Source organism: Vreelandella zhaodongensis (assembly GCF_013415115.1).
GTDB classification, from domain to species: domain Bacteria; phylum Pseudomonadota; class Gammaproteobacteria; order Pseudomonadales; family Halomonadaceae; genus Vreelandella; species Vreelandella zhaodongensis.
In genome coordinates, this window is record NZ_JACCDD010000006.1 from 120,780 (window position 1) to 142,897 (window position 22,118).

The following is a 22,118-nucleotide window of genomic DNA, read 5'->3' on the forward strand; positions in this document are numbered from 1 at the left end:
ATGAGTTGCCGAATCGTAGCGCGGTGTAACGCATGACGAGGAACGAGCCATAAGGCATCCGTGATTGGAGTGTTGCTGTCGATAATCACCCGCCTATCGATGTGTTGATCATCCACGGTGGTGTGCATGCTGGTGAAATGGCAAATGAAAAGATCAAAGCGTGGATTGCCGATCAAGCTACTAACGTTCAGCAGTAAAGTGGGATAGCGACTTTGGATATCATACACAAGGAGAAAATGGTGCAAATTTGTGAAACGGAGCGTCTGGTTATACGAACGTTGTCCTTAAACGATGTTCCCGAATTGACCAAGATCCTCAGTGATCCTGACGTCATGAAGCACTCGATCCGAGGCGTTTGTGATGAAGCCGCAACGCGGCGATTTATCGACTGGTGTTTAGAGTGTTATATATCTCACCGTATTGGGCCGTGGGCTTTGGTTGAGAAGGGAACTGATAAGCTTGTTGGCTTTTGCGGTGTTAGCCCCGAAGAGGTTAATGGTGTGGAAGAAATCGGGCTAGGTTATCGGTTGGCTAAACAATACTGGGGCTTGGGTTTGGCGACTGAAGCAGTGCAAGCGGTACTCAGCGTTGCCTTTAGTCAAAAGCAACTCACTTCCGTGGTCGTTCTTATTGAACCTGAGAATGGTGCGTCGCTTAAGGTCGCAGCGAAAGCTGGGTTTTCTGAGTTTGATACTCTTGATTTCCATGGCTGCTCAGTGAGGTTGTACCGGTTAGCGCCGCAGCAATGGTATGCATTACAAAGCAATGCTGTGAACGCGACAAGTGTTTGATGGTTATGCTGAATACTGAGCACTGGAAGTGCTAGCGCTAGCGCCTTAGCTAAGCATAGGGGGGCTCGCCACATGGCCTTTTATAAACCGCTAGGTAGCTAAAACCCTAGCGGCTATAGCAATGTTGGATGTTGGCTCAACTAGACGTGTTTTTTACCCGTAATTTAAGACTCATTGCGTAAATAATAAACATGATCAGTGACCCCATTACAAAACACCATACGCCTACGGTTGCATAGATAGCGCTGTTGGGTAGGAATAAAAGACTGCCAAAGAAAAAACATAAACTGGATAAGAGACCCAGAAAGTTGGGGAGCTGTTGACGCCGTTTCGTCACACGGTTCATTTCATTTACCCATCTGAAATTTTAGCTTCAAGTGTCTAAGATGGCTTAGATAGTGATATTGGGTGAAAACTGAAAGCCCACCGATATCCGATTCCAGCTGTTGATTTGAACAATAATGGCAGTTAGGTCAATTAGCCCCTGCTCACCAAAGGCAGTTAGCGCGTTTTGATAAGTGTCGTCGCTAATGGAGGGCTGTTGGCTGATGAGTGTGAGTGCTTCGGCCCAGGCGAGTGCGGCGCGTTCTTGCGTGTTGAAGCAGGGGGCTTCCCTCCAGGCAGGTAATACGTCTAGGCGAACCTGATGCTCACCATCGTCTCTGGCCTCCTGGGAATGCATATGCTGGCAAAAGCAGCAGTGATTAATTTGCGAAATGCGCAGGTTGATTAAGTGGATTATTGTGCGATTAACCGTTGAGTCTGGGGCAACGTTGCCCAGTGCAGTCAGGTGTTTCGCTAGGCGTGGGACAAGGCGGTACACCGACTGCTGAGATAGACGAGTAGACATGTGAGTGACCTCGGTGAGTAAGTTGAGAACTCAGCTTAACGTCGAGGTTTTTTTATGCCTTGTAAATTTGCGACAGTTTGCGCTTGCGATAGGCGGCGGGTGTTTCATAGGCGAGTGATTGAAAGGCGTGGGTGAAGTGAGCCTGGTCATAGTAACCGCATTGCAGCGCTATTTCCGCTAGGGACAGTGTGGTTTCAAGCAGCCCGTGGCGGGCACGGTTTAGTCGGGCATAGGCGACTAATTGGCCTGGAGTAACGCCCACCTCGCGTTTTAATTTGCGCTCCAGGGTACGTCTGGTAAACCCTAGCGTGGCGCCTAACTGTTGGGGGGGAAGCTGTAGTTCTCCGATGGCTTGAACCATCGTGGTGATACGACTACTGGCGGGTGGATGGCTCGCGAGCCGATGTAACAACCATGTTTCCAGCAGGCGCAAGCCTTGTTGTGCATCTAACTGGTAGAGGCGCTCTACCACGTGCATTAACCCTTGTAACCCCGGTGTTTCAAGTTCGTCATCTAAGCGCTGAGGTTTATCTGTGAATGCTTCGGGTAGCAAGCCCAACAGGCAGTGAACGCCTGCTGCTTTAAAGCGAATCCCCATGCAGGGAGTGTAGGCGTCGAGTGTTTCTATTAACGTGCGCCTGTTAAAACAGAGCGTGATGATGGGGTGAGAACTAGCAAGCTTGATACTGAGACTAGCGCCGGCATCGGGATAGAATTTTTCGGTTCTGGGTTCAGTAACATCCCCTGAGCCACCCATTGACCAAAGACACTGTACCCACGGGGCTAAACGCTTATCAGGTAGGCGATGCCGAAAATTGAGATAATTAGTGTTGCTTGGCAAGATAAAGTCGGTCATGGGTCAACCAGCGATATGTTTTTTTAATGGTAGCTCGTATTGTCTCAATCCAGCAGCTTTTGAGAACTGGCTCGGCGCCATACACTCGGTGGTACTTTCTCGTGGCGAGCCCAGATACGCCTTAGTTGCCGCTCATCACCGAAGCCGGATGCTTCGGCAACCCTTGCTAGGGTCCATGTCGTCTCGGTCATTAATGTTTTAGCGCGTTGCAAGCGCAACCCCATAATGTATTCGCCTACCAGCATACCGGTGAGACTTTTGAACTGGCGCCGAAAATGGCGCTCACTCATGGCTGCTTGGGTCGCTAATGTTTCAATACGCCAGGTTTGCGAGGGGGCGGCACATATTGCATCTTGAACGCGATGCAGCCGTTCATCCACATGATTGCGGCCCTCAAGCCAAGCACCCAGCTGGGGTTCCTGTCCACTGCGGCGAAGATATAGCACCATCTCTCGCGCCACCGCTAGCGCCAATGAATGACCGCAAGCGCGGGTGAGCCAGTACAGCATGGTATCTATACCGGTTGAAATCCCAGCGCTGGTTAAATAACGACCATCTTCAATAAAAATACAATCGCTTTGCACCTTAGCTTTTGGCGCTTTGGCTTGTAACTGTTCGATTAACGTGTGATGCGTGGTGCAGCGTCGCCCCTCCAACAAGCCTGCGTCAGCCAGTAACAGCGTGCCGGAGCAAACAGTCATCAGTGTGTCCGCATAGCATGCGTTTGTCTTGAGCCAACTAACACACTCTTGCTGTGACAATGGCTCCACGCTATTGCGATACTGTCCTGGAATTAGCAGTAGGTGTTGAGGGGGAAGCTGTTCCGGTAACGGGTCAATGCCGCTAAGCGTCAGCGGGCCTAACCATGGCATAGCGGCGTTGGGGCCGACATAGCAAATCTCAACATCTATTGACAGCCGGTCGGCACACTGCAAGACCTGTAGGGGCCCGACCAAGTCAAGCGGCACTTGGCCAGGCATCATCAATACCGCAATCCGCAAGGTGTTGGCTCTGTGAGAGGGTGGTTGGCTATTATGTTGCTCTTCATTCACACGTGTTTTACCATTCGTTGATCAAGTCTTGTGTACTGATAATACGCGCAAAACGGTCTTCAAGTACCAGTTCGGTACGTGCCTTAATATCATCTGCTGACCAGGTGATGCCGTTGCGCGTCATGGGAAACGTTAGGGTTGCATCGCTGACAAAATCGACACTAAACCCCAAATCTGACGCCACCCGTGCGGTTGTTTCGCAGCATTGCTCCGTGCGCATACCGCTAATTGCAAGCTGAGTAATATCTCGTTCGCGTAACCAGCTTTCAAGCTCCGTATCGCTGAACGCATTATGAACACGTTTATGAAATGTCACCGCCGTTTTATCGTCAAAACCATCAAGCGGGCGAATTAGGCCAACAGCAGGGTCAAAAGGTCCTTGACTGCCTGGTTCTTCATGCAAAATGCGCACAACCGGTATATCGCTTGCTTGCGCTGCATTTAACAACGCACGCTGTTTGGGGCGCCATGCTTGCGCCAGAGATTCTAGCCAGTAATCGCGGGAGGGGAAGGAGGCTTGAACGTCAATTAATAGCAGTGCGGTTTTAGACTGGATCATGGCTAATCTCATCGTGTTGAAGTGAGGCGACAGATTAGCGGTTACACATTTCGTCAACGATGACCTGAGCGGACACAAAGCGGGCAGTTTCGGACAAATGTGGATGGATAACGAGAAGTGGTGCAACGAAGTGAAAAGCCATCTTGCTGATATCGAAAGCTGTAAAATGATCACCCGGTAAGGCGCTATCAAAGGCTATAATGGCGTAGCCTCGGTGGGAATTTACTGCTGTGAATGTTACCTATTGGGCAGGTTTTAAAATTTTTTATCGTCAAATAAGTAGCTAAGTTGGCTTGTTTATTGATTTTTGTTGTTTGTTTTGATGGAAGGAAGGTGGTTGGGAATGATTAACACCAAAATATATAAGGCTGTTTATGATTTGGCTGAAAGGCTAATGAAAGCCGCAGCGAAAGATGACAGACAAACATTTGATTCGCTCTATGCTGAGTTGCAGGCGATTTGCACCGATAACGAAAACACTGATAAAGATCACCCAGAGCAGTGGGAAACCCTGGCGGACTTTACCGAGGAGTTAGAGGATGCGCTGCCGATCTACCAAAAGGCGCTTGAGAAAGCCATTGCTAAGAACTCGAAAGACCATATGGCCTCTATCGGTTTTTCCATGGCAACGTTGCAAGTACAGTTAGGCCAAACGGATGACGCCATTGAAAGGCTGCAACATGCCAAAGCCAGTGCCCATGGCATTGAAGATGATGAGCTGAAAGCAGAAATCGATCAGCTGCTTGAAACGCTAACGACCAACTAGGAACCCTATTTTGACGAATAATGATATTTTTCGCCGTATCCGCTACACCTTTGATTTAAAAGATAGCACCATCGTGGATATCTTCTCGCTGGCAGACGTCAGCGTGAGCCAGGCGCAGGTCACTGCTTGGCTGAAAAAAGACGAAGATGACGCCTTCGTCACGATGAAAAATAGAGAGCTGGCGGCATTTCTGAATGGGTTTATCAGTTTTAAGCGTGGAAAACGCGAAGGCCCGCAGCCTGCGCCCGAAGCGCAATTAAACAATAATATGGTGTTCCAGAAGCTGCGAATTGCGCTGAATTTAAAAGCAGACGATATCTTAGCAGTGTTTGAACTGGTGGGCTTACCGCTAAGCCATCATGAGCTCAGCGCTTTCTTCCGGAAGCCAAGTCATAAGAATTACCGTGAGTGTAAAGATCAAATGCTGCGTAATTTCTTGCTCGGTATTCAGCGCCAGCTACGGCCTGGCTCGAACGACGCAGGTTCTGAGTCTTAAGTTCAGCGCGTTACACCTCGCTTTATGTCACACGGTAACGGCAAGAGGGGCAGCTCAGGCCTCTCTGTCTTATCGACGCTAACGCTTCACGCAGGCGAAAATTGCATTGCCTGAGACGTTATCCCAGGGGGTGATGGTCTGGTAGTTATGCTCAAATACATGCACCTCAAAATATGGCGCCAGCAGGGCGGTTAATTCCGTAAAGCTGACCGCTACCATCGGATGCTCGTCGTTCCATATCTGGGTGGCGCCTGCGTTGTTTTTTTCAATACTTAGCCTAAGCGATTGCTTTTCGCCGTGCCCAGCGTAGTGCCAACCTGAGCGAAACGTGAAAACATCATCTTCTTGTTTGGCGCTGTGTTTAACCCACAAATCGTTATTGATTTTGTTTTTATCCACCACGTTAAAATAGAAAACGCCGCCCTGTTTTAGCGCGCGATAGGCACTGGAAATACACCCTTTTAGCTTTTCAATCCCATCGTTGTAGTGGATCGAGTACAAAAAACAGGTGATCAAATCGAGGGGGGCGCTGGCTTCGAACGCACTCATATCTTGCCGTGAAAAAAGCGCTTCTGGGCAACGCTTGGCGGCGATATCCAGCATGGGTTGGTTAATATCAAGCCCGCTGCTGAGATAACCAAAATCAATAAAGTGACGGACATGAGGGCCTGTTCCACAGGCTAAATCAAGGTGCGCATGCCCGCCGTTGCCGAAAATCTGGTGGAGTCGACGAATGGCGTTGCTTTGCGCTTGATAGTCGATATCGACGCACATCAAATCGTAGTAGCCAGATAGGTCAGTATAGAGTGCGTTGGCGGACAGATTGGCGGACATAGTAGCCTAATGGTGGGCGCTGTAATATTGGGTGGCGCATAGTAAACGAGCGGAGAAGGTTTTAGAAGCGAGGGTAAGGCCACGCCCGCTCGTTTTCATAAAGCGGGAGGTTTCGCTGGTAAATGGTGTTTATTTAGTTTGGTTGCTTTTTTCCACTTTGCTCAGCTAGCTCCTTGGCTTGCGCATACCCTGTTAGCGCCAGATAGTCACGATTGCTATCGATGTCGCTGTCCGTGCCTGCTTTAAAGAAGGTTTTTTCTAGCATTGCTTCTCTAGCCTCCATGAGGGTTTGCGCTGTCTGCATATGTTCGCTGACAATCTGGCAACCGCGCTCAATGTCTCCTTGACGCAATGCCTCTAATAATTGACGTTGATAATCATAGCCTTGACGCCGTAACTCAGGGTTGGGCTGTTCGTAGATTCGCTGGCAGACTGTCATGTTCATCAGCAAACGTACTGGAAATCGGCACATCAAGGCCAGCAGGGGGTTAGGGCAATAATCAATCAGTACTAAATGAAACTCCAACTCCTTAAATCGCTGCTCGCGCTCTTCTTCTAGCGATACTGGCGGGTGGTCATAAAAGGTCATTACTGACGCCAGTCGATCAAAGGCATCCGTATCGAGCACACCCTCAAGACTCTTTACCAGGGCTGGCCAGAGGGCTTTACGTGCTTCATAGATGTCGTGAATGGTGGGCGAGTGAAAGAAAAAATAGTTACCCAGCAAGGTCATCGCTCGATCATCACTGACTTCACTGATAAAGGCTCCACCACCTGGGCCTGTTCGCGTTTGAACCAGCCCCTGGGCTTCAAGCCCCTTGAGGGCTTCACGCACCGTGCCTTTGGATGCATCTAGCGCCTGAATCAGCTCTTGTTCCTGTGGGAGTCGATCACCGGGCTTTAAATGATGTTGCGCAATATATTCCTTAATCGCCTCACTGATTACGTCACTACGCTTAGGTTTAGCAGACTGGCGTGCTTGCTTCATGGTTGTCTCAGCTAACATTGGAAGAGGCAGTTTTAGTAAGAATCATCCCCTTGAAGTGACGTGATGTCTAGCAAATGTCGCCCTGTGTATCACCGCGTGAAGGCGGTAGAAGGGAGGTGAAAATAATTTATAATTATAAATTTAAAGACCCCTTCAACCTGATAATCGAGTAACCCATCATGACCTACAGTTTGATAGCACTTGATAAGCAATCTGGCACTTTCGGTGTTGCATGTGCCACCGGAGGACCCGCACTGGGCGGGTTTGTTCCCCATTTATTGCCGGGTGTTGGTGCCGCTATTACCCAGGGCTTTAGCACCAATGTATTCAGTGCTGAACAAGGGCTGCAGCGCTTAGCCAACGGGGAAAAGGTGGCAGATATTATCAGCAGCCTGCAAGAACAAGACAAAGGCGCTGCGTGGCGACAGCTTGCGTTGATGGATCAGCATGGCGTTGCCGCTGGCTGGACAGGTGATGAAAACGTTCCGGTTGCTGAGATGCGAATGAGTGATGGTTTGCTGATTGCAGGCAATATGCTGGCGAACCGAGAGGTTATTCCCGCCATGGAGGCGGCCTATCTTGAGACTCGTCAGCGTAAAGACATGGCTAGCGCTTTGATAGCCGCGCTAAGTGCTGCTCAGCAGCAGGGCGGGGATCATCGTGGCACGCTATCAGCTGCTCTGAAAGTACGCGCCCCAGGCGGCTTGCCCTTCGATTTGCGAATCGATTATGCCCCTAACGCGATTACTGCACTGAGCGAACTTCACCTACGTATTGAACAGGATGGTGATTTTCAGTCGTTTCTTGCTCGTCTGCCCACGGCTAGCTATCCGCATCGTTATTAAGAAACCTCTGATTAACTATTGCGTTTGGCCATACTGCGTTAAAAATCGCCTCGTGCGCGAGTCCGATCAAAATGCTCATTTACAAACCGTAAACTGCGCTTTTTCGTTGATTTTTGCCTTGTCTGGCCTGCACTCATCACATTAATCAGAGGCTCCTTAATCATCACCACGTTGTTTAGACATAAGTCTAAAAACTGAGAATACCCAAAAATTTAACCTTTTATTCTGACTGAGTTTTTTGTTTTCCCAGTCGAAACGCCTTTTCGTCCGCCTCCTCAAAGGTTTGACAGCTTGTTTGACACTCCCATAGGCTATTTATCATGATAAATAGCTGTGTTGTGCTGCTCACCAAACAATCAATAACCTCTTGAGGCAACCATGGCGCTTTCTTTTACCCAGGCTGGGCAACAGGCTTGGAAGTGGCTGGAAGATGCCGCTAAGTTTAGCGAAACCGACAATATTGAACGCGATGGCGTTACCCGTCGCTGCGCTACCCCTGAACATCGCGCTGTGCTGGATGAACTTGCAACGTGGATGAAAGGTATGGGCATGTCCGTGCGCATGGATAACGCCGCCAATCTGATCGGTCGTTATGCCAGTCCGCAGGCCGGTGCCCGTACGCTGTTGCTCGGGTCGCACCAGGACACCGTTCCTAATGGCGGCAAGTACGATGGCATGATGGGCGTTATTCTGCCCCTTGCCTTGGTGAGCTACCTGTATGAAAACGCAATTGAAATGCCCTTTCACATTGATGTGGTGGCGTTTAGCGACGAGGAGGGGACCCGATTCAGCTCTACCTTGCTTGGCTCTAAAGTGTTGGCGGGCACGTTTGAACCAGGGATGCTTGAAGCCCGCGATGATCAGGGCATAACACTTGGGCAAGCGCTGGCTGACTTTGGTTGTGACACCCAGCGTATCGACGCCGACCGATACCTATCGGAAGACGTGATCGCTTTTATCGAAACACATATCGAGCAGGGCCCGCAGCTTGAGCAGGCTGATGTGGCGGTGGGTGTGGTCAGTGCGATCACCGGAATCGAACGCCACGAGATAACTGTTAAGGGCATGGCTGGTCACGCCGGAACTGTTCCCATGGATATGCGCCAGGATGCACTGGTAGGTGCTGCCGGCGTCATCCAATTGGTCGATAAGCTATGCAAAAGCACCAATGAACTCGTCGGTGTCGTGGGCAAGATTGAGAATGCCCCTAATGGCGTCAATGTCATCCCTCAAACCACAACCTTGAGCATTGAGTTGCGCTCGCCGGACGATGCAATTCGCCGCCAAGCAAGAACTCAACTGTTAAGCCAAATTGACGCGTCCCTGAAAGCCTTGAACCTTGGCTTTGAGCATCGTCACACCTATGAACAACCTGCTGTTCAATGCGCCGAGCACCTTATCGATACCATGCAGAGCGCGCTTAATGATGCCCAGATTGAGCCACGGGTGCTGTTCAGCGGCGCAGGCCACGATGGGTTAGCCATGGCCGACCTGTGTGATATCGGCATGCTATTTGTTCGTTGTCGCGGCGGTATCAGCCACCATCCCAGCGAAGCGATCAAGCCTGAGGATCTCGGCGTTGCCCTTGAGGTTCTCTTACACACCTGCCAGCGACTCGCCCAAAAGCAATAGCTACCTTCCTTGTATCACAACGTTTGTCCAACTAGCTCAACATAAAGCCAAAAAAATCATAAGGGTTGATTATGAGCCAACAACAGCAAGTTTCAGACGCGAAAGCCCCTGCATCAGGTAAGTGGTACAAGCAGGTACCGGACCCGATGGTGCTGATTTTCTTCATTCTGGTCGCTGCCTACCTAATGACGTTTATCGTGCCCGCAGGAGAGTTTGAACGTCAGACTGTCGATGGTCGTACGACGGTTATTCCTGAGTCTTTCATGTACTTGTCAGATGTTGCGAATCTGCATTTTTTCAAGATTTTCGTCGCCATACCGGAAGGTCTGATTAACGCGTCGCAATTTCTGTTTATCGTGTTTATTGCTGGTGGTCTGTTTCATATTCTGCAGCGGACAGGGGCGCTGGAAAATGCCATTGGTGTCGCCGTTCATCGCGTCGGTGCTGAAAACAGCGTTAAGAGCCGCAACCTGATTATTGCTGCAGGCACTTTTATCTATGGCTTCTTTGGCGTTGCTGTCGGTTTCGAGAATAATATCGCGCTCGTGCCTATTGGTGTGCTGATTGCCTCTGCCATTGGCTGCTCTCGTTTAGTCGGCGTTGTGATGGCTGTCGGTGGCATTGGCATCGGATTCGCTTTATCCCCGATCAATCCATATACCGTAGGCGTTGCGCAAGGTATCGGTGAGTTACCAACGTTTTCAGGCTGGTGGTTGCGTACCTTAATGGTCATCGCGTGTCTGGCAACCTTGTCGCTTTTTATCTGCCGCTACGTTGTCAACATGGATTATCACGATGATACCCCGGCCGAGCTAACTAAGCGTCTCGAAGACTACACCTTGACCCGCAAGAACATCATCACGCTAGCCATTTTCATTACTGGCCTGATTATTATGCTAATCGGTGTTTTCACCCGCGATTGGTACATTAATGAAATTGCCGCCATGTTCCTGTTAATGGCGATTGTTATTGGGCTCACTAACGGTCTGGGAGCCAATGCGCTGGTCAGGCAGATGATGGAAGGGGCGTCATCCGTAACGGCAGGGGCGCTGGTGATTGGTGTCGCCGCTTCCATTCAGGTGATCCTTCAGGATGCTCATATCATCGACACTATCGTTAACTCACTTAGCTCTCTGGTGGGGGATATGCCCACTGCCGTGGCGGCTATCGCTTCAAGTGTTATTCAAGGGGTAATCAATTTGTTCATCCCCGGAGGGTCTGGCCAGGCATTGGTGACCATGCCTATTTTGATCCCTTTAGCAGACTTAATTGGCATGAGCCGTCAACTGATGATCACATCATTTCAGGTGGGTGATGGTTTGACTAACCTGATTGTTCCGACTTCGGGTGGCACTTTGGCCATGCTGGCGCTGGGCAAGGTCTCATACGCTCAGTGGCTACGCGTTATTACTCCTTTGTTAGCACTGGTTTATGTGATGTGCTGGGCGGCATTGGTGCTGGGCTATTATGTAGGTTACTAAGCAATTACGCTCGGCTATCAACTAAGCACCGATGTATTTGCGATAGAGGGGGAGAGCTCAGATGGGCTCTCCCCCTTTGGTCTGCCGTTATGCAGATCAGCGCTAAAGAAATCCCACGATTTTCCGATAATTAATTAAGATGTATGAAACCACCAAACCGTAACAAGAGTCTGCCATGTCAAAATCACCTGCACTGTTGCTCGCTACGATACTACTCAGCCTGACCACCTATGCCCAGGCTTCCGTTCAAGCGGCAGAATCGGCGGCGTTGGCGTGGTTAGAATCAATTGATAACGGTGAGTACCAGCAAGCCTGGGAAGCCTCTTCGCCGTTACTTAAAGCGCCGCTTTCATCTTCCATGTTGGCTCGCACGGTAGAGTTAGCACGTAACGAGTTCGGGCAAGTTGAGTCAAGGCGGCGCATACGAGCTTCCAGGTATACATCAATGCCGGGCGCGCCTGATGGCGACTACATGGTCTTTGTTTTTCAAACCCGTTTTGAAAATAAAGCACGGGGCATTGAAACCGTAACCCCCCACCTGGAAAACGGGACGTGGCGTGTTAGCGGCTATTATGTAAACTGATGTTTTCTCCATATGTTACTGCTGTTTGCTTTCACTTCTTTGCTGCGTTTGCCGCTTAACCGCAGCGCAAATTAGTGACTCGGGCAAAGGCACTACGATAGCTGGTCGGCAAAATCGTGGTTAGTGTCGCGGTGGCCAGCTTCATCTGCACGAACGGCGATGACTACTTCGCGCAATCGCGCATCTTGTGGCAGGTTCCAGTAGTCAATGGCGATCTGTGGTGCGGGGATGTTCTCATATTCGCCGCTGTCGATACCTTCAAGGTATTCGGTATAGCTATAAACCGCTTCTTCTTCTAAATAGCCGACGACTCGATGAGCCGTTTTGCTTGAGCATAGGTAAAGCAGGAAAAAGAGGTTATAGAAAACACCTTGTGCCACCATGATGATGAATCGCTCGAAGCGATTGGGTTTTGCGACCTCAATAAACGTCATTAAGTGCATGCGTTCATTTTCAGCTTCATCTAGCAGTGTGCGAATCCAGCCGTCATCATCTTTAATGCGCCTTATTGAATGCAGGTGTTGAATCGCTCCTCCTACCATGCCAGGCACAGCGGCGACAGTTTCTAAGATGACCGCTCTGTGACCATAACGGCCCGCAAAAAACACATCAGCGAAAAAGCGCATAAATCGCACTAAACGATAGGCGATGCGATCAGAAAGCCCGCGTGGCTGGTAGTGCGTCTGTTTCGTATCGGTTTCGTTTGAGTGGTCATCGTTGGTGCGCATCGTTGTGCTCCTTATCTAAAATGTTCTAGCAGTACGACTTCTGTATAAGAGCGTGGTTCACCTCATCAGGCTAAACAGTTAAAAAAACGAGTGTTTACTATTATTGATTTATGGCGCGTCCATCCAGGCGTGCTACGTTGAATGAGATACCTGTGAGAGTCGCTAGTTATTCGTAGGCTGTACGAAATATAGGTTTTGTGAAACAAGATGGCATTGAGGCGGTCTTTAGTACAAGGCGTTCTTTGATATAAGGCGGGCTCTGATACAGATAGCTAGGCAATAGCGCGGAGCGCGGGGAGCTAATATGCAAGCCCTTTCTCTCAAATCGCATTGGCTTTGGATACTGCTGGCGGGTGTCATGATGGCCACATTGTCAGTTGCTTGGCAGGCGGTGGCGCAGAACGGTGATAGAACCGCGTTGGTGCTTCACGTTGAGGGAGCCATCGGCCCAGCAACCAAAGACTATTTTGAGCGTGGCCTTAAGCGTGCCCAAGAGCAAGGCAGTGAGCTGGTTATCGTTGAGCTAAACACGCCAGGTGGGCTGGTTGAAACCACCCGTGACATGATTCAAACCATGCTCAACGCTGACATTCCAGTCGTCATGTATGTCTCCCCCAGCGGTGCGCGTGCGGCAAGCGCGGGTACCTATCTGCTTTATGGCAGTCATGTAGCAGCCATGGCGCCTTCTACTCATCTTGGCTCAGCGACGCCCGTACAGATGGGCAGCCCTGGTTTTTCTAGGGAGGCAGAAGATGACAATGGTGACACGTCAGATTCTGCACGTGAGAGCAGTGCCATGGAGCGGAAGGTTCTCGAAGATGCCGTTAGTTTTATTCGTGGTCTGGCAGAGCGCCATGGCCGCAATGCGGATTGGGCTGAAGAAGCGGTGCGCGATGCGGTAAACCTAACGGCTACGGAAGCGCTTGAACTAAACGTTATCGATGTGGTGGCACGAGATATCGATGACCTGCTGACACAGCTAGAAGGCATGACAGTGGCGATGGAGCGTGGCGATGTCACCTTGGTGACAGAGCACCTGACAGTCGAGCGTTTTGATCCTGACTGGCGTACCCAGCTGCTGTCGTTTATTACCAATCCAAATATTGCTTATTTCTTGATGATTATTGGCTTCTATGGGCTGATTTTTGAACTCTCTAGCCCAGGGAGTCTTTTTCCCGGCACGATCGGCGTAATTTCGCTGCTGTTAGCGATGTTTGCTTTTCAGTTATTGCCTATCAATTATGCAGGACTTGCGTTAGTGGTCGTGGGGATCGCGCTGATGGTGGGAGAGGCGTTGCTACCTAGTTTTGGCGTGTTAGGGGTAGGTGGGCTTGTGGCTTTCGTGCTGGGCTCAGTGATGCTAATGGATGCTGAGTACTTGGCTATATCAGTACCCTTAATTGGCGGGGTAGCCTTAATTTCAGGAGGCTTAATGCTGTGGACACTGATGCGCTTCGCAACGTTGCGTCGCCGCCCGGCACACAGTGGTGCTGAACAGTTGATCGGCGAAGAGGCGGTAGCACTCGAGGATTTTAATACCCGCGGCCACGTCCGCCTGCATGGCGAGCGTTGGAATGCGGTGTCTGACGTTCCCGTCAAACAGGGAGATACTTTGAAGGTAATACGGCTTGATGGATTAACTGTGCATGTGGCTCCTCATGTAGCTCCCCATTAACGAGAAACCAACTGCTAAGCGAGGTGCGCAATGATTGTTTCCTATTTTGTTCCCGTCGTACTTGTGGTGATGCTATTGGCCGCCTCTATTCGTATTCTTCCGGAATATAAACGAGGCGTTGTCTTTTTCCTGGGGCGTTATCAAACGGTGAAAGGACCAGGTCTTGTGATTGTGATTCCTGGGGTGCAGAAAATGGAAGTGGTTGATCTGCGGGTCATCACCATGGATGTGCCGGAGCAGGATGTGATTTCCCAGGATAACGTAACGGTTAAGGTCAATGCCGTGCTGTATTTTCGCGTGGTTGATCCAGAGAAGGCGATTATTCAGGTAGAAAACTTCACTCAGGCGACCAGTCAGCTCGCTCAGACAACGCTTCGTTCGGTGCTAGGTAAGCATGATCTTGATGAGATGCTTTCAGAGCGGGACAAGCTTAATGATGATATCCAGGAAATTATCGATACTCAGACAGAGGCTTGGGGGATCAAAGTTGCCAACGTCGAGATTAAACACGTGGATTTGGATGAGAGCATGATCCGTGCGATTGCGCGCCAAGCAGAGGCTGAGCGTGAACGTCGCGCTAAGGTTATCCACGCGGAAGGGGAGCTTCAGGCATCAAGGAAACTCGTTGAAGCAGCCAATGTGATGCAGGAAAATTCGGCTGCTCTGCAGCTTCGCTATCTGCAAACCATGAGCGATATGAGTAACAAAAACGCATCGACGATAGTCTTCCCGTTGCCAATGGACATCATGGAAGCCTTTAAGGACATGAAGGCCAAACATAAGGCGTCAGCGCCGGATAATAAACAAGACGATGCTTAGAATAAACATGAAATAACCCGCTGCCAGTTGGCTGCTTTAGCACGTTCAACTTTAGCTCGTGGGCTAATCAGCACAGCTGGCGGCGGTTAATCTGCCAACGCCGACTTTTCAAAAGCTGGCCTGCTAAGAGGCTAAGCGCAGCGCAAAGCCAATCAGTAGCGTGCCAAATACCCAGTTCTGTATTTTTTGCTTTGTTTGATTGCCTGCAACCCAGCGCTGCATTTTTGCTCCAATGCAGGCGTATACGGCATCGTACAGTAGCCCTACGCTCACCATCATGATTCCTAGCAGAGTGAACTGAAGGGGAACTGACCCCTGTTCGGCATGGACAAACTGCGGCAGTAACACCGAGCAAAAAAGTAGCGATTTGGGGTTTAATAGATTCGTTAGCAACCCACGTCGCCACGCCATGTAATAGCTGCCGTTAAGTGGCACTTGTTGTTGATTTATCGATGTACGAGGTTGCGTCCGAATAAACTGCAAAGCCAGCCAAACCAAGTAGGCAGCACCAACGTAGCGAACCACATCAAATAGCCATGGTGCGGCAATAAAAAGTGCTGCCAATCCTAACCCTGCCAAGGCGACATGCGCGCCTCTGGCAATTGCCAACCCTAGCGCGGTGGCCAGCCCGTGGCCACGACCAAGGGTGCTGCTGGTATGCAGCACGAGCAGCATATCAGGGCCGGGTATTAGGTAAACGATGGCTAAAGCGCCTATAAAAAGCCCGAACTCCATGGTTGCGTCCTGTTAGTGACAAATCGCGTTGAGAGGAGGCTCATGGTAACGTTAAAGCGCTGAGCGTTATCTTGTCATTTACACCTATAAGAATTATTTTTTTGCTATTTTGTGCCAATTTTAATAATGGAAATAATGATATATGCCAAATTCCAAGTTGGATGCTACTGACCGCCGACTGCTTGCGTTGCTCCAAGGTGATGCGCGTTTAACGAATGTAGAGCTAGCCGAGAAGGTGAACTTGTCACCGTCTCCCTGCTTACGCCGTGTGCGGCGCTTGGAAGCCAGCGGCATTATTCGTGGCTATCATGCCGAGCTTGATCGCCGAAGCGTTGGGTTGGAGCTAACCGTGTTTGTTGGTATTAAGGTGGAGCGACACCATGAAGAGCAGGCAAACGCCTTCCGTGAAGCCGTCGTGAAATTACCTGAAGTGGTAACAGCACACCTTGTATCTGGTGAATCAGATTTTCTGCTACAAGTCGTGGTGCCGAGTTTGGTTGCTTATGATGCATTCTTGACCGGTACACTGCTGCGTTTGCCAGGGGTAAGCGATATCCGCAGCAACTTTGCCATTCAGCCGGTGAAGGAGTACGGAATTTTGCCGCTAACTGACTGAGATAAAGAGGCTATGGCTTGGTTGGCGTGGTGCTTGGCTATTGCAATTGAGACGTTGTTGGGCATCTAACTGCATTGCGCAAGATTCGGGTAGGCTTGGTGGCATGGGGTGGTTAAGCTTGCCCTATATTCTGATTGCCCTGTGCTTTCCCTCGTTTAGCTCCGATGAGAACGTCTTTATGAATGATTATGCCCGTATCGAAAAAGCGATGGCCTATATGGTGGCCAATGCCGCCAGCCAGCCAAGTTTGGAAACAGTGGCGGCGCAAGTGCATTTGAGTGCTTACCATTTCCAGCGGCTATTTTGTCGTTTTGCGGGTATCAGCCCCAAGCGCTTTTTACAGGCGCTGACCTTGGAGCGGGGCAAACAGCTAATCGCATCGTCAGAAAGCCTTACCAATACCGTGCATGAACTAGGGCTGAGCGGCGGCTCGCGGCTTTATGATCACTTTGTACAGTTAGAAGCGGTCACTCCGGGTGAGTTTAAACGCCAAGGAGAGGGGCTAGAGATTGCGTATGGGGTGCATCCCACGCCTTTTGGCGAGATGTTAGTGGCGATGACACCGAGAGGGATTTGTCGAATGGCCTTTGTGGTGTCAACCAGCCAGGAAGCGCTGCTGGCGCAACTAGCGAAACAGTGGCCGCGCAGTACGCTCTGCCATCGCCCTGACACCACTCGTTATGCGGTAGAGGCCCTGTTTACAACATCTACTAAAACGACGTGCGCTAACCATTCGCCTGCCACGCTGTCGCTCCACGTGAGCGGTACTAATTTCCAGATTGCCGTATGGCGCGCGCTGCTCACCATTCCTGAAGGGCAGTTGGCGAGCTACTCGCAAATTGCCCAGGCACTAGGCACGCCGAAATCATCACGAGCGGTGGGTAATGCGGTAGGCGCTAACCCCATTGCACTTTGGATTCCCTGCCATCGGGTAATCCAACAAAGCGGTGCGCTAGGCGGCTACCGCTGGGGCATTGAAACGAAGCAGCAGGTGCAGGCGTGGGAAGCGGCCCAGCATTCTCCCTTGCTCGAGCCGCATTAACTCTGAATTAATGCCCAAACACCGACCAACCGGTGTGTTGGACAAACATTTCCAACGCGCGTGTGCCCAATAGGCTATTGCCGTATTTATCCAGTCCGGGTGACCAGACGGCCAGCGAACCACGCCCAGGTGCAATAGCCAAAATCCCACCGCCTACGCCACTTTTGCCGGGCAGGCCAACGCGGAAGGCAAACTCCCCCGACGCATCGTAGTGGCCGCACATCATCATTAGTGAATTAATTCGGCGCGCCCGCTGAGGCGATACCACGCGTAAATTGCTCGGCTGATTGACGCCGTCAGAGGCCAAAAACAGCCCAGCGTGGGCAAGTTGATCGCAGCTCATGGCAATCGCACACTGGTGAAAGTAGGTGCCGAGCACCTTGTCGACATCATGACGCAGGCGGCCAAAGGCTTTCATAAAATGAGCCAGTGAGGCGTTGCGGTCTTTATGCTGCATTTCGGAAGCCGCTACCTGATGGTCAAAACAGATACTGTTATCGTCGGCGATGTAGCGCACAAAACTAAGAATTTCTGCCAGTGTCTCTTTAGGCTCGTGACCCATCATGATGGCGTCAACGATTGCAATCGCCCCAGCATTAATAAACGGATTGCGTGGTTTGCCGCCTTCATGTTCCAACTGAACAATGGAGTTGAACGGGTCGCCAGAAGGCTCTCTCCCGACCTGCGACCATAACCCGTCGCCCCATTTTCCAAGCGCAATGGTTAGAGTGAAGACCTTGGAAATGCTTTGAATCGAAAAAGGGGTGGTGGCGCAGCCCGCAGAGTAACGTTGGCCGTCTACCGTGGCCAGGCTAATGGCAAACTGGTGAGGATCCACATGAGCAAGCTGAGGAATGTAGTCGGCCACTTTGCCCCGTTCGGTTTCAAGGGCTAGCTCGGCGACAATATTATTGAGTAATTCTTGCATCTAATACGTATTCGTTTGGCAGCGTGAGGCGCTACCCTAGCGGAAATTAGCAAGCTTGTCTGCTGAAACCCCATCCCTTGCGTACAGAGTTCTCTCAGTATTAAATGCACACAGCTCCTCTTTTCGTATACCGCCTCTAGGAGGCATATACGTAAAGCCTTATATTGATACAAAAGGTGGCCATGATGCTCAAACAGCGGCCTCTCTTCCTGGCAGCGGGGATAGCGATTGGGCTGTCTTTATCAGGATGCAGCTCAAGTGGTGGTGGCGGCGGCGGTCAGCACGCATCAGGCAGTTCGCCATCTCGTCCTAGTCCTGCTCCTCTCGAACCTGGGCTGGTTCGTGTTGCAGTGGCTGACAGCGCCTTTGATGTCGCCACGATTACCAGCGCTGAGCGAGTAATAGACAGCTTAGATGTCCATACCAACACGACAGATGTTAGTGGTGTTGATGAGTGGCATGGTAATGCGGTGGCCTCGACGATTACCGGAGGTTCGTTGGGGAGTGCGCGTCTTGATCTGCTCAAAGTTGAAGACGGCCAAGGAGATACTTTTAGCAATGCGCTTGATTACGCCATAGGTGAAGCGGCACTCAGGGGCGCACGCGTAATCAATGCAAGTTTCTCTCGTCGCCTTGAAGCGAGCGACCCTCGGCTTTCATTTAATGGCGTATCTTCCGGAGCATCGTTTCAGCGGGTAGTGGATGCGAATGATGGCAAAGGAGCCGTTTACGTGGTCAGCGCTGGCAATAGTGGCGGCGCTATCGATACTCAGGGCAACGCTATTTATGATAGGCACCCCGATTTGTATCGCATGATGCTCATTGCGGTAGGTACGACAGAAGATGGTTCGATTCATCCACTCAGTAGCTATCCAGGTGATGATAGTCGTCTACAAGAGCGCACAGTAGGCGCTGAATATGCTAATCGCCAGGAAGAGGCTCAAGGGACGTCTATTTCTGCAGCGCGTGTCTCCGAATATGCGGCGGGAATAGTTGCTCAGTGGCCTCATCTGACGGCTCGGGAAGCAAGCCAGCGGCTGCTGGATACCGCACGACAGGACAATGAGTTATTTCAGCACAATAGTTGTGGCGAAACAGGCACTTTGAATTGCGGCGCTTACTATCTAGGCCAGGGCGAAGCAGATATCGATGCAGCGCTAGCGCCAGAAGGTGAGCTGGTGGTAAGCCAGAGCCAGCGTATATCTGAAGGTGGTGAGTCGGCGGATAGTTCGTTTATGCAGCTGTCCGGTGCTTATGGCAATGCGGTAGCGGCGTCTGGTGTGCTTGATAATGTAGCGGTATTCGATGCGCTCGGGCGTGATTACCAACTCAACCTTGGTTTGCATGCTCAGCCGCGCACACGGCGTGCGATACAGCTCCGTGATCAAATGGAGCAGCTGTCTCAGGCATCTGCCTATGCGAAACAGACGCAATCCATCGAGCAGGGGAATTACCGTTTTACGTCTAGCAATAACAGTATGGGTGATGTCTTGAGTAGTCGTTTCGACGGTACTTTTGGTGACGTACAGTTGAGCGCATTTAGCTTTGCTGGCGACCAGCCTGATCCCATGAGTGGCTATATGGAGTCGGCCATGATGCCGATGATCTCCTTTCAAGCAGGGTCTGAATTGACCCAGGCATTTGAGTCAGTCAATGGTGTAAAAACCCGCTATCCGCTGGGTGAGCAGCTAAGCTTGACGGCCTCCCACTGGGTCGGTGGTGTAAACAGCATGGAGAGTCACAGCGACTACCGTGCAAACCGTTCAGACGTAGGACTGGCACTTCAGGTGTCACCTGCCCTTAGTGTTAGTGGTTATGTAGGCCAGTTAGATGAGCAGCAAGGCCTGTTGGGGGCCAGTGGCAGCGGAGCCCTGGGGTTGGGCGAGCAAAACCAAATGGCGTTTGCAGGCATTGGCTTACAGGCAGCATTTAATAATGGTTTTAGCGGTTTTGCAGAGTTTGAGCAGGGGCGAGGCAGCGCTGTCGGCAGCGGTCTATTGACCCGAATAGATGATATAAAGGCACAGCAAATGGCGTTGGGCGTACAGTGGTCTGGAAGCGGTCAGCGTGCCGATGAACGCGCTGCATTTACCCTCCGCCAGCCACTGCGGATCGCTAGCGCAAATGCACTCTTCGATGTGCCAGTAGGGCGTCGCTTAGACGGTAGTGTCATCCGCGAGACTCGCAGTGCCTCGCTTGAGCCTTCAGGCCGTCAATTGGATATTGAGCTGGGGTACGCATTCCCGACGAGTGACCGCAGCCTGTGGCAGTTTAATCTGTTGCATACACTTGAACCAGGCCATGATGCTGATGCCCCAAGCGATTCCGCTGCGATGGTAAATTACACTTACGCTTGGTAATTGGCAGTCTATGACCACATTGATGATTCAGGGCACCACCTCGGATGCGGGCAAAAGCACGGTGGTTGCCGGGCTTTGTCGCGTGTTAACGCGTCGTGGTATTTCAGTCGCGCCATTTAAACCGCAAAACATGGCACTCAATAGTGCTGTCACTAGCGACGGCGGTGAAATTGGCCGCTCCACTGCACTACAAGCTCAGGCGGCGGGGGTGGTTCCCCATAGTGATATGAACCCGGTGCTGTTAAAGCCGGAAACCGATCGTGGTGCCCAAGTGATTTTACGCGGCAAGGTGCATGGCCATATGGATGCACTGGATTACCATGCGTTTAAGCGCACGGCGAAAGAGAGCGTCATGGCGGCATGGCAGGCCTTGGAAAGCCGCTTTGATGTGATCATTGCCGAAGGCGCGGGCAGTCCGGCGGAAATCAATCTGCGTAAAGGCGACATCGCCAATATGGGCTTTGCCGAAGCTGCCGACTGCCCGGTATTGTTGGTGGGCGATATTGACCGTGGCGGTGTGTTTGCTCAGCTAGTAGGAACGCTGGCGCTATTAAGCGACAGCGAGCAGGCACGCACGAAAGGATTTATTATTAACCGTTTCCGGGGCGATATTGCCCTGCTTGAACCAGGGCTTGAGTGGTTAGAAACGCGGACTGGCAAGCCGGTGCTGGGTACGTTGCCTTACCTGCAGGGCCTGCTGTTGGACGCTGAAGATAGCATTGGCCTAGTTCACGCTGAAAAGGCTAATCACACCCTTAAGGTCATTGTTCCCACGCTACCGCGTATCAGCAATCACACGGATTTTGACCCGCTTCGTTTACACCCTCAGGTATCGCTAAGCTTTGTGGAGCCAGACCAACCGATTCCGCCTGCTGATGTGATTATACTGCCCGGTAGTAAAAGCACCGCCAGCGATTTGGCGTGGCTAGCACGCCAGGGCTGGGGAGATGCCATTGCCCGCCATCTGCGCTACGGCGGAAAGGTACTGGGAATTTGCGGTGGTTTTCAAATGCTGGGCGAGTGGGTAGATGACCCAGACGGCCTGGAAGGCGTGCCTGGGAGGGTAGCAGGCTTGGGGCTGTTGCAGGTGTCCACGCGTATGGTCGCGGGTAAGCAGCTGCGAAATGTCAGTGGTGTCATGGTGGGGCAAGAAGCGACAGTGACGGGCTACGAAATTCACAATGGCGTGAGCAGCGGGGCTGCACTCAATCGGCCGCTGTTTGATTTAGGTAGCCACGTGGATGGGGCTATCAGCATAGATGGCCAAGTGATGGGGACTTACCTGCATGGGTTGTTTGATCACCCCGATGCCTGCCAAGCGCTGCTTACTCAGTTAGGCCTAGAAAGTGCGACACCCGTCGATTATCGCGCCCATCGTGAGCAAGCGCTGGAACGACTGGCAGACACGCTGGAAGCGCACTTGGATATTGAGGCCATCTTGGCGATGGTAAGGGCGCATTAAGCGCCCAGAATGCTTGAGGA

General features: G+C 51.3%; 23 protein-coding genes. 13 read left to right on the forward strand and 10 right to left on the reverse strand.

The window, feature by feature from the left end; genetic code table 11:
* The first annotated feature begins 212 nt into the window (after nt 1–212).
* Nucleotides 213–791, forward strand: coding sequence for a GNAT family N-acetyltransferase (locus tag HZS79_RS11715; protein ID WP_238401471.1), 579 nt, complete (start codon nt 213–215; stop codon nt 789–791).
* Between the two features lie 136 nt (nt 792–927).
* Here the strand turns inward: HZS79_RS11715 and HZS79_RS11720 are convergent, their stop codons facing one another.
* From HZS79_RS11720 to HZS79_RS11740, 5 genes are read right to left on the reverse strand one after another with little or no spacing between them, the layout of a single operon-like run.
* A complete protein-coding gene (locus tag HZS79_RS11720) occupies nt 928–1,137 on the reverse strand; it encodes a YrhK family protein (protein WP_179927981.1) in 210 nt (69 codons plus the stop codon).
* A 45-nt stretch (nt 1,138–1,182) separates the two neighbouring features.
* Nucleotides 1,183–1,641, reverse strand: a complete 459-nt coding sequence (locus tag HZS79_RS11725; protein ID WP_162219270.1) for a carboxymuconolactone decarboxylase family protein — start codon at nt 1,639–1,641, stop codon at nt 1,183–1,185.
* A 52-nt stretch (nt 1,642–1,693) separates the two neighbouring features.
* Nucleotides 1,694–2,497 carry a helix-turn-helix transcriptional regulator gene (locus tag HZS79_RS11730; RefSeq protein WP_179927982.1) on the reverse strand — a complete coding sequence of 268 codons (804 nt, stop codon included), beginning with the start codon at nt 2,495–2,497 and terminating at the stop codon, nt 1,694–1,696.
* Nucleotides 2,498–2,541: 44 nt separating this feature from the next.
* The gene (locus tag HZS79_RS11735; RefSeq protein WP_179927983.1) at nt 2,542–3,549 is read right to left on the reverse strand and encodes a helix-turn-helix domain-containing protein; all 1,008 of its coding nucleotides are present in this window, start codon (nt 3,547–3,549) and stop codon (nt 2,542–2,544) included.
* A gap of 7 nt (nt 3,550–3,556) precedes the next feature.
* Nucleotides 3,557–4,108, reverse strand: coding sequence for an isochorismatase family protein (locus tag HZS79_RS11740; RefSeq protein ID WP_179927984.1), 552 nt, complete (start codon nt 4,106–4,108; stop codon nt 3,557–3,559).
* A 343-nt stretch (nt 4,109–4,451) separates the two neighbouring features.
* On the opposite strand from HZS79_RS11740, the gene HZS79_RS11745 reads away from it, so the two are divergent.
* Together HZS79_RS11745 and HZS79_RS11750 are read left to right on the forward strand one after the other, a co-directional pair.
* Nucleotides 4,452–4,874: a tetratricopeptide repeat protein gene (locus HZS79_RS11745; RefSeq protein ID WP_162219267.1), complete on the forward strand. Its 423-nt coding sequence runs from the start codon at nt 4,452–4,454 to the stop codon at nt 4,872–4,874.
* A gap of 10 nt (nt 4,875–4,884) precedes the next feature.
* Nucleotides 4,885–5,370 carry a YehS family protein gene (locus HZS79_RS11750; protein ID WP_083003283.1) on the forward strand — a complete coding sequence of 162 codons (486 nt, stop codon included), beginning with the start codon at nt 4,885–4,887 and terminating at the stop codon, nt 5,368–5,370.
* 78 nt (nt 5,371–5,448) lie between these two features.
* On the opposite strand, the gene HZS79_RS11755 is transcribed toward HZS79_RS11750, so the two are convergent.
* Both HZS79_RS11755 and HZS79_RS11760 read right to left on the reverse strand, forming a co-directional pair.
* Entirely contained in the window at nt 5,449–6,192 is a 744-nt protein-coding gene (locus HZS79_RS11755) for a class I SAM-dependent DNA methyltransferase (RefSeq protein ID WP_162219265.1), read from the reverse strand.
* Between the two features lie 145 nt (nt 6,193–6,337).
* On the reverse strand, nt 6,338–7,192 hold the full coding sequence (locus tag HZS79_RS11760) for a FadR/GntR family transcriptional regulator (RefSeq protein ID WP_179927985.1): 855 nt from the start codon (nt 7,190–7,192) through the stop codon (nt 6,338–6,340).
* Nucleotides 7,193–7,371: 179 nt separating this feature from the next.
* Here HZS79_RS11760 and HZS79_RS11765 point away from each other — a divergent pair, with 179 nt between their 5' ends.
* From HZS79_RS11765 to HZS79_RS11780, 4 genes are all read left to right on the forward strand, one after another.
* Nucleotides 7,372–8,037 carry a DUF1028 domain-containing protein gene (locus tag HZS79_RS11765; protein WP_179927986.1) on the forward strand — a complete coding sequence of 222 codons (666 nt, stop codon included), beginning with the start codon at nt 7,372–7,374 and terminating at the stop codon, nt 8,035–8,037.
* A gap of 378 nt (nt 8,038–8,415) precedes the next feature.
* Nucleotides 8,416–9,669: an allantoate amidohydrolase gene (locus HZS79_RS11770; RefSeq protein WP_179927987.1), complete on the forward strand. Its 1,254-nt coding sequence runs from the start codon at nt 8,416–8,418 to the stop codon at nt 9,667–9,669.
* Between the two features lie 71 nt (nt 9,670–9,740).
* Entirely contained in the window at nt 9,741–11,150 is a 1,410-nt protein-coding gene (locus tag HZS79_RS11775; protein ID WP_246311462.1) for a YfcC family protein, read from the forward strand.
* A 175-nt stretch (nt 11,151–11,325) separates the two neighbouring features.
* Entirely contained in the window at nt 11,326–11,733 is a 408-nt protein-coding gene (locus HZS79_RS11780; RefSeq protein WP_162219261.1) for a DUF4019 domain-containing protein, read from the forward strand.
* Nucleotides 11,734–11,825: 92 nt separating this feature from the next.
* Here the strand turns inward: HZS79_RS11780 and HZS79_RS11785 are convergent, their stop codons facing one another.
* Nucleotides 11,826–12,461 carry an alternative oxidase gene (locus tag HZS79_RS11785; protein WP_162219260.1) on the reverse strand — a complete coding sequence of 212 codons (636 nt, stop codon included), beginning with the start codon at nt 12,459–12,461 and terminating at the stop codon, nt 11,826–11,828.
* 304 nt (nt 12,462–12,765) lie between these two features.
* Here HZS79_RS11785 and HZS79_RS11790 point away from each other — a divergent pair, with 304 nt between their 5' ends.
* Both HZS79_RS11790 and HZS79_RS11795 read left to right on the forward strand, forming a co-directional pair.
* Complete coding sequence (locus HZS79_RS11790; protein WP_162219259.1) at nt 12,766–14,136, forward strand: NfeD family protein; 1,371 nt, start codon at nt 12,766–12,768, stop codon at nt 14,134–14,136.
* Nucleotides 14,137–14,166: 30 nt separating this feature from the next.
* Entirely contained in the window at nt 14,167–14,955 is a 789-nt protein-coding gene (locus tag HZS79_RS11795) for a slipin family protein (RefSeq protein ID WP_162219258.1), read from the forward strand.
* 123 nt (nt 14,956–15,078) lie between these two features.
* Here the strand turns inward: HZS79_RS11795 and HZS79_RS11800 are convergent, their stop codons facing one another.
* Nucleotides 15,079–15,690 (reverse strand): LysE family translocator, encoded by a 612-nt coding sequence (locus HZS79_RS11800; protein WP_162219257.1) that lies wholly within the window; start codon nt 15,688–15,690, stop codon nt 15,079–15,081.
* Between the two features lie 142 nt (nt 15,691–15,832).
* Here HZS79_RS11800 and HZS79_RS11805 point away from each other — a divergent pair, with 142 nt between their 5' ends.
* Nucleotides 15,833–16,306, forward strand: coding sequence for an Lrp/AsnC family transcriptional regulator (locus HZS79_RS11805; RefSeq protein ID WP_179927989.1), 474 nt, complete (start codon nt 15,833–15,835; stop codon nt 16,304–16,306).
* Between the two features lie 178 nt (nt 16,307–16,484).
* The gene (locus HZS79_RS11810; RefSeq protein ID WP_179928062.1) at nt 16,485–17,348 is read left to right on the forward strand and encodes a bifunctional transcriptional activator/DNA repair enzyme AdaA; all 864 of its coding nucleotides are present in this window, start codon (nt 16,485–16,487) and stop codon (nt 17,346–17,348) included.
* A gap of 7 nt (nt 17,349–17,355) precedes the next feature.
* Here HZS79_RS11810 and HZS79_RS11815 read toward each other — a convergent pair whose 3' ends face one another.
* A complete protein-coding gene (locus tag HZS79_RS11815) occupies nt 17,356–18,276 on the reverse strand; it encodes a glutaminase (protein ID WP_162219255.1) in 921 nt (306 codons plus the stop codon).
* A 185-nt stretch (nt 18,277–18,461) separates the two neighbouring features.
* Here HZS79_RS11815 and HZS79_RS11820 point away from each other — a divergent pair, with 185 nt between their 5' ends.
* Nucleotides 18,462–20,636, forward strand: coding sequence for a S8 family peptidase (locus HZS79_RS11820; RefSeq protein ID WP_179927990.1), 2,175 nt, complete (start codon nt 18,462–18,464; stop codon nt 20,634–20,636).
* A gap of 10 nt (nt 20,637–20,646) precedes the next feature.
* A complete protein-coding gene (locus HZS79_RS11825; protein WP_179927991.1) occupies nt 20,647–22,098 on the forward strand; it encodes a cobyric acid synthase in 1,452 nt (483 codons plus the stop codon).
* The last annotated feature ends 20 nt before the right edge of the window (nt 22,099–22,118 follow it).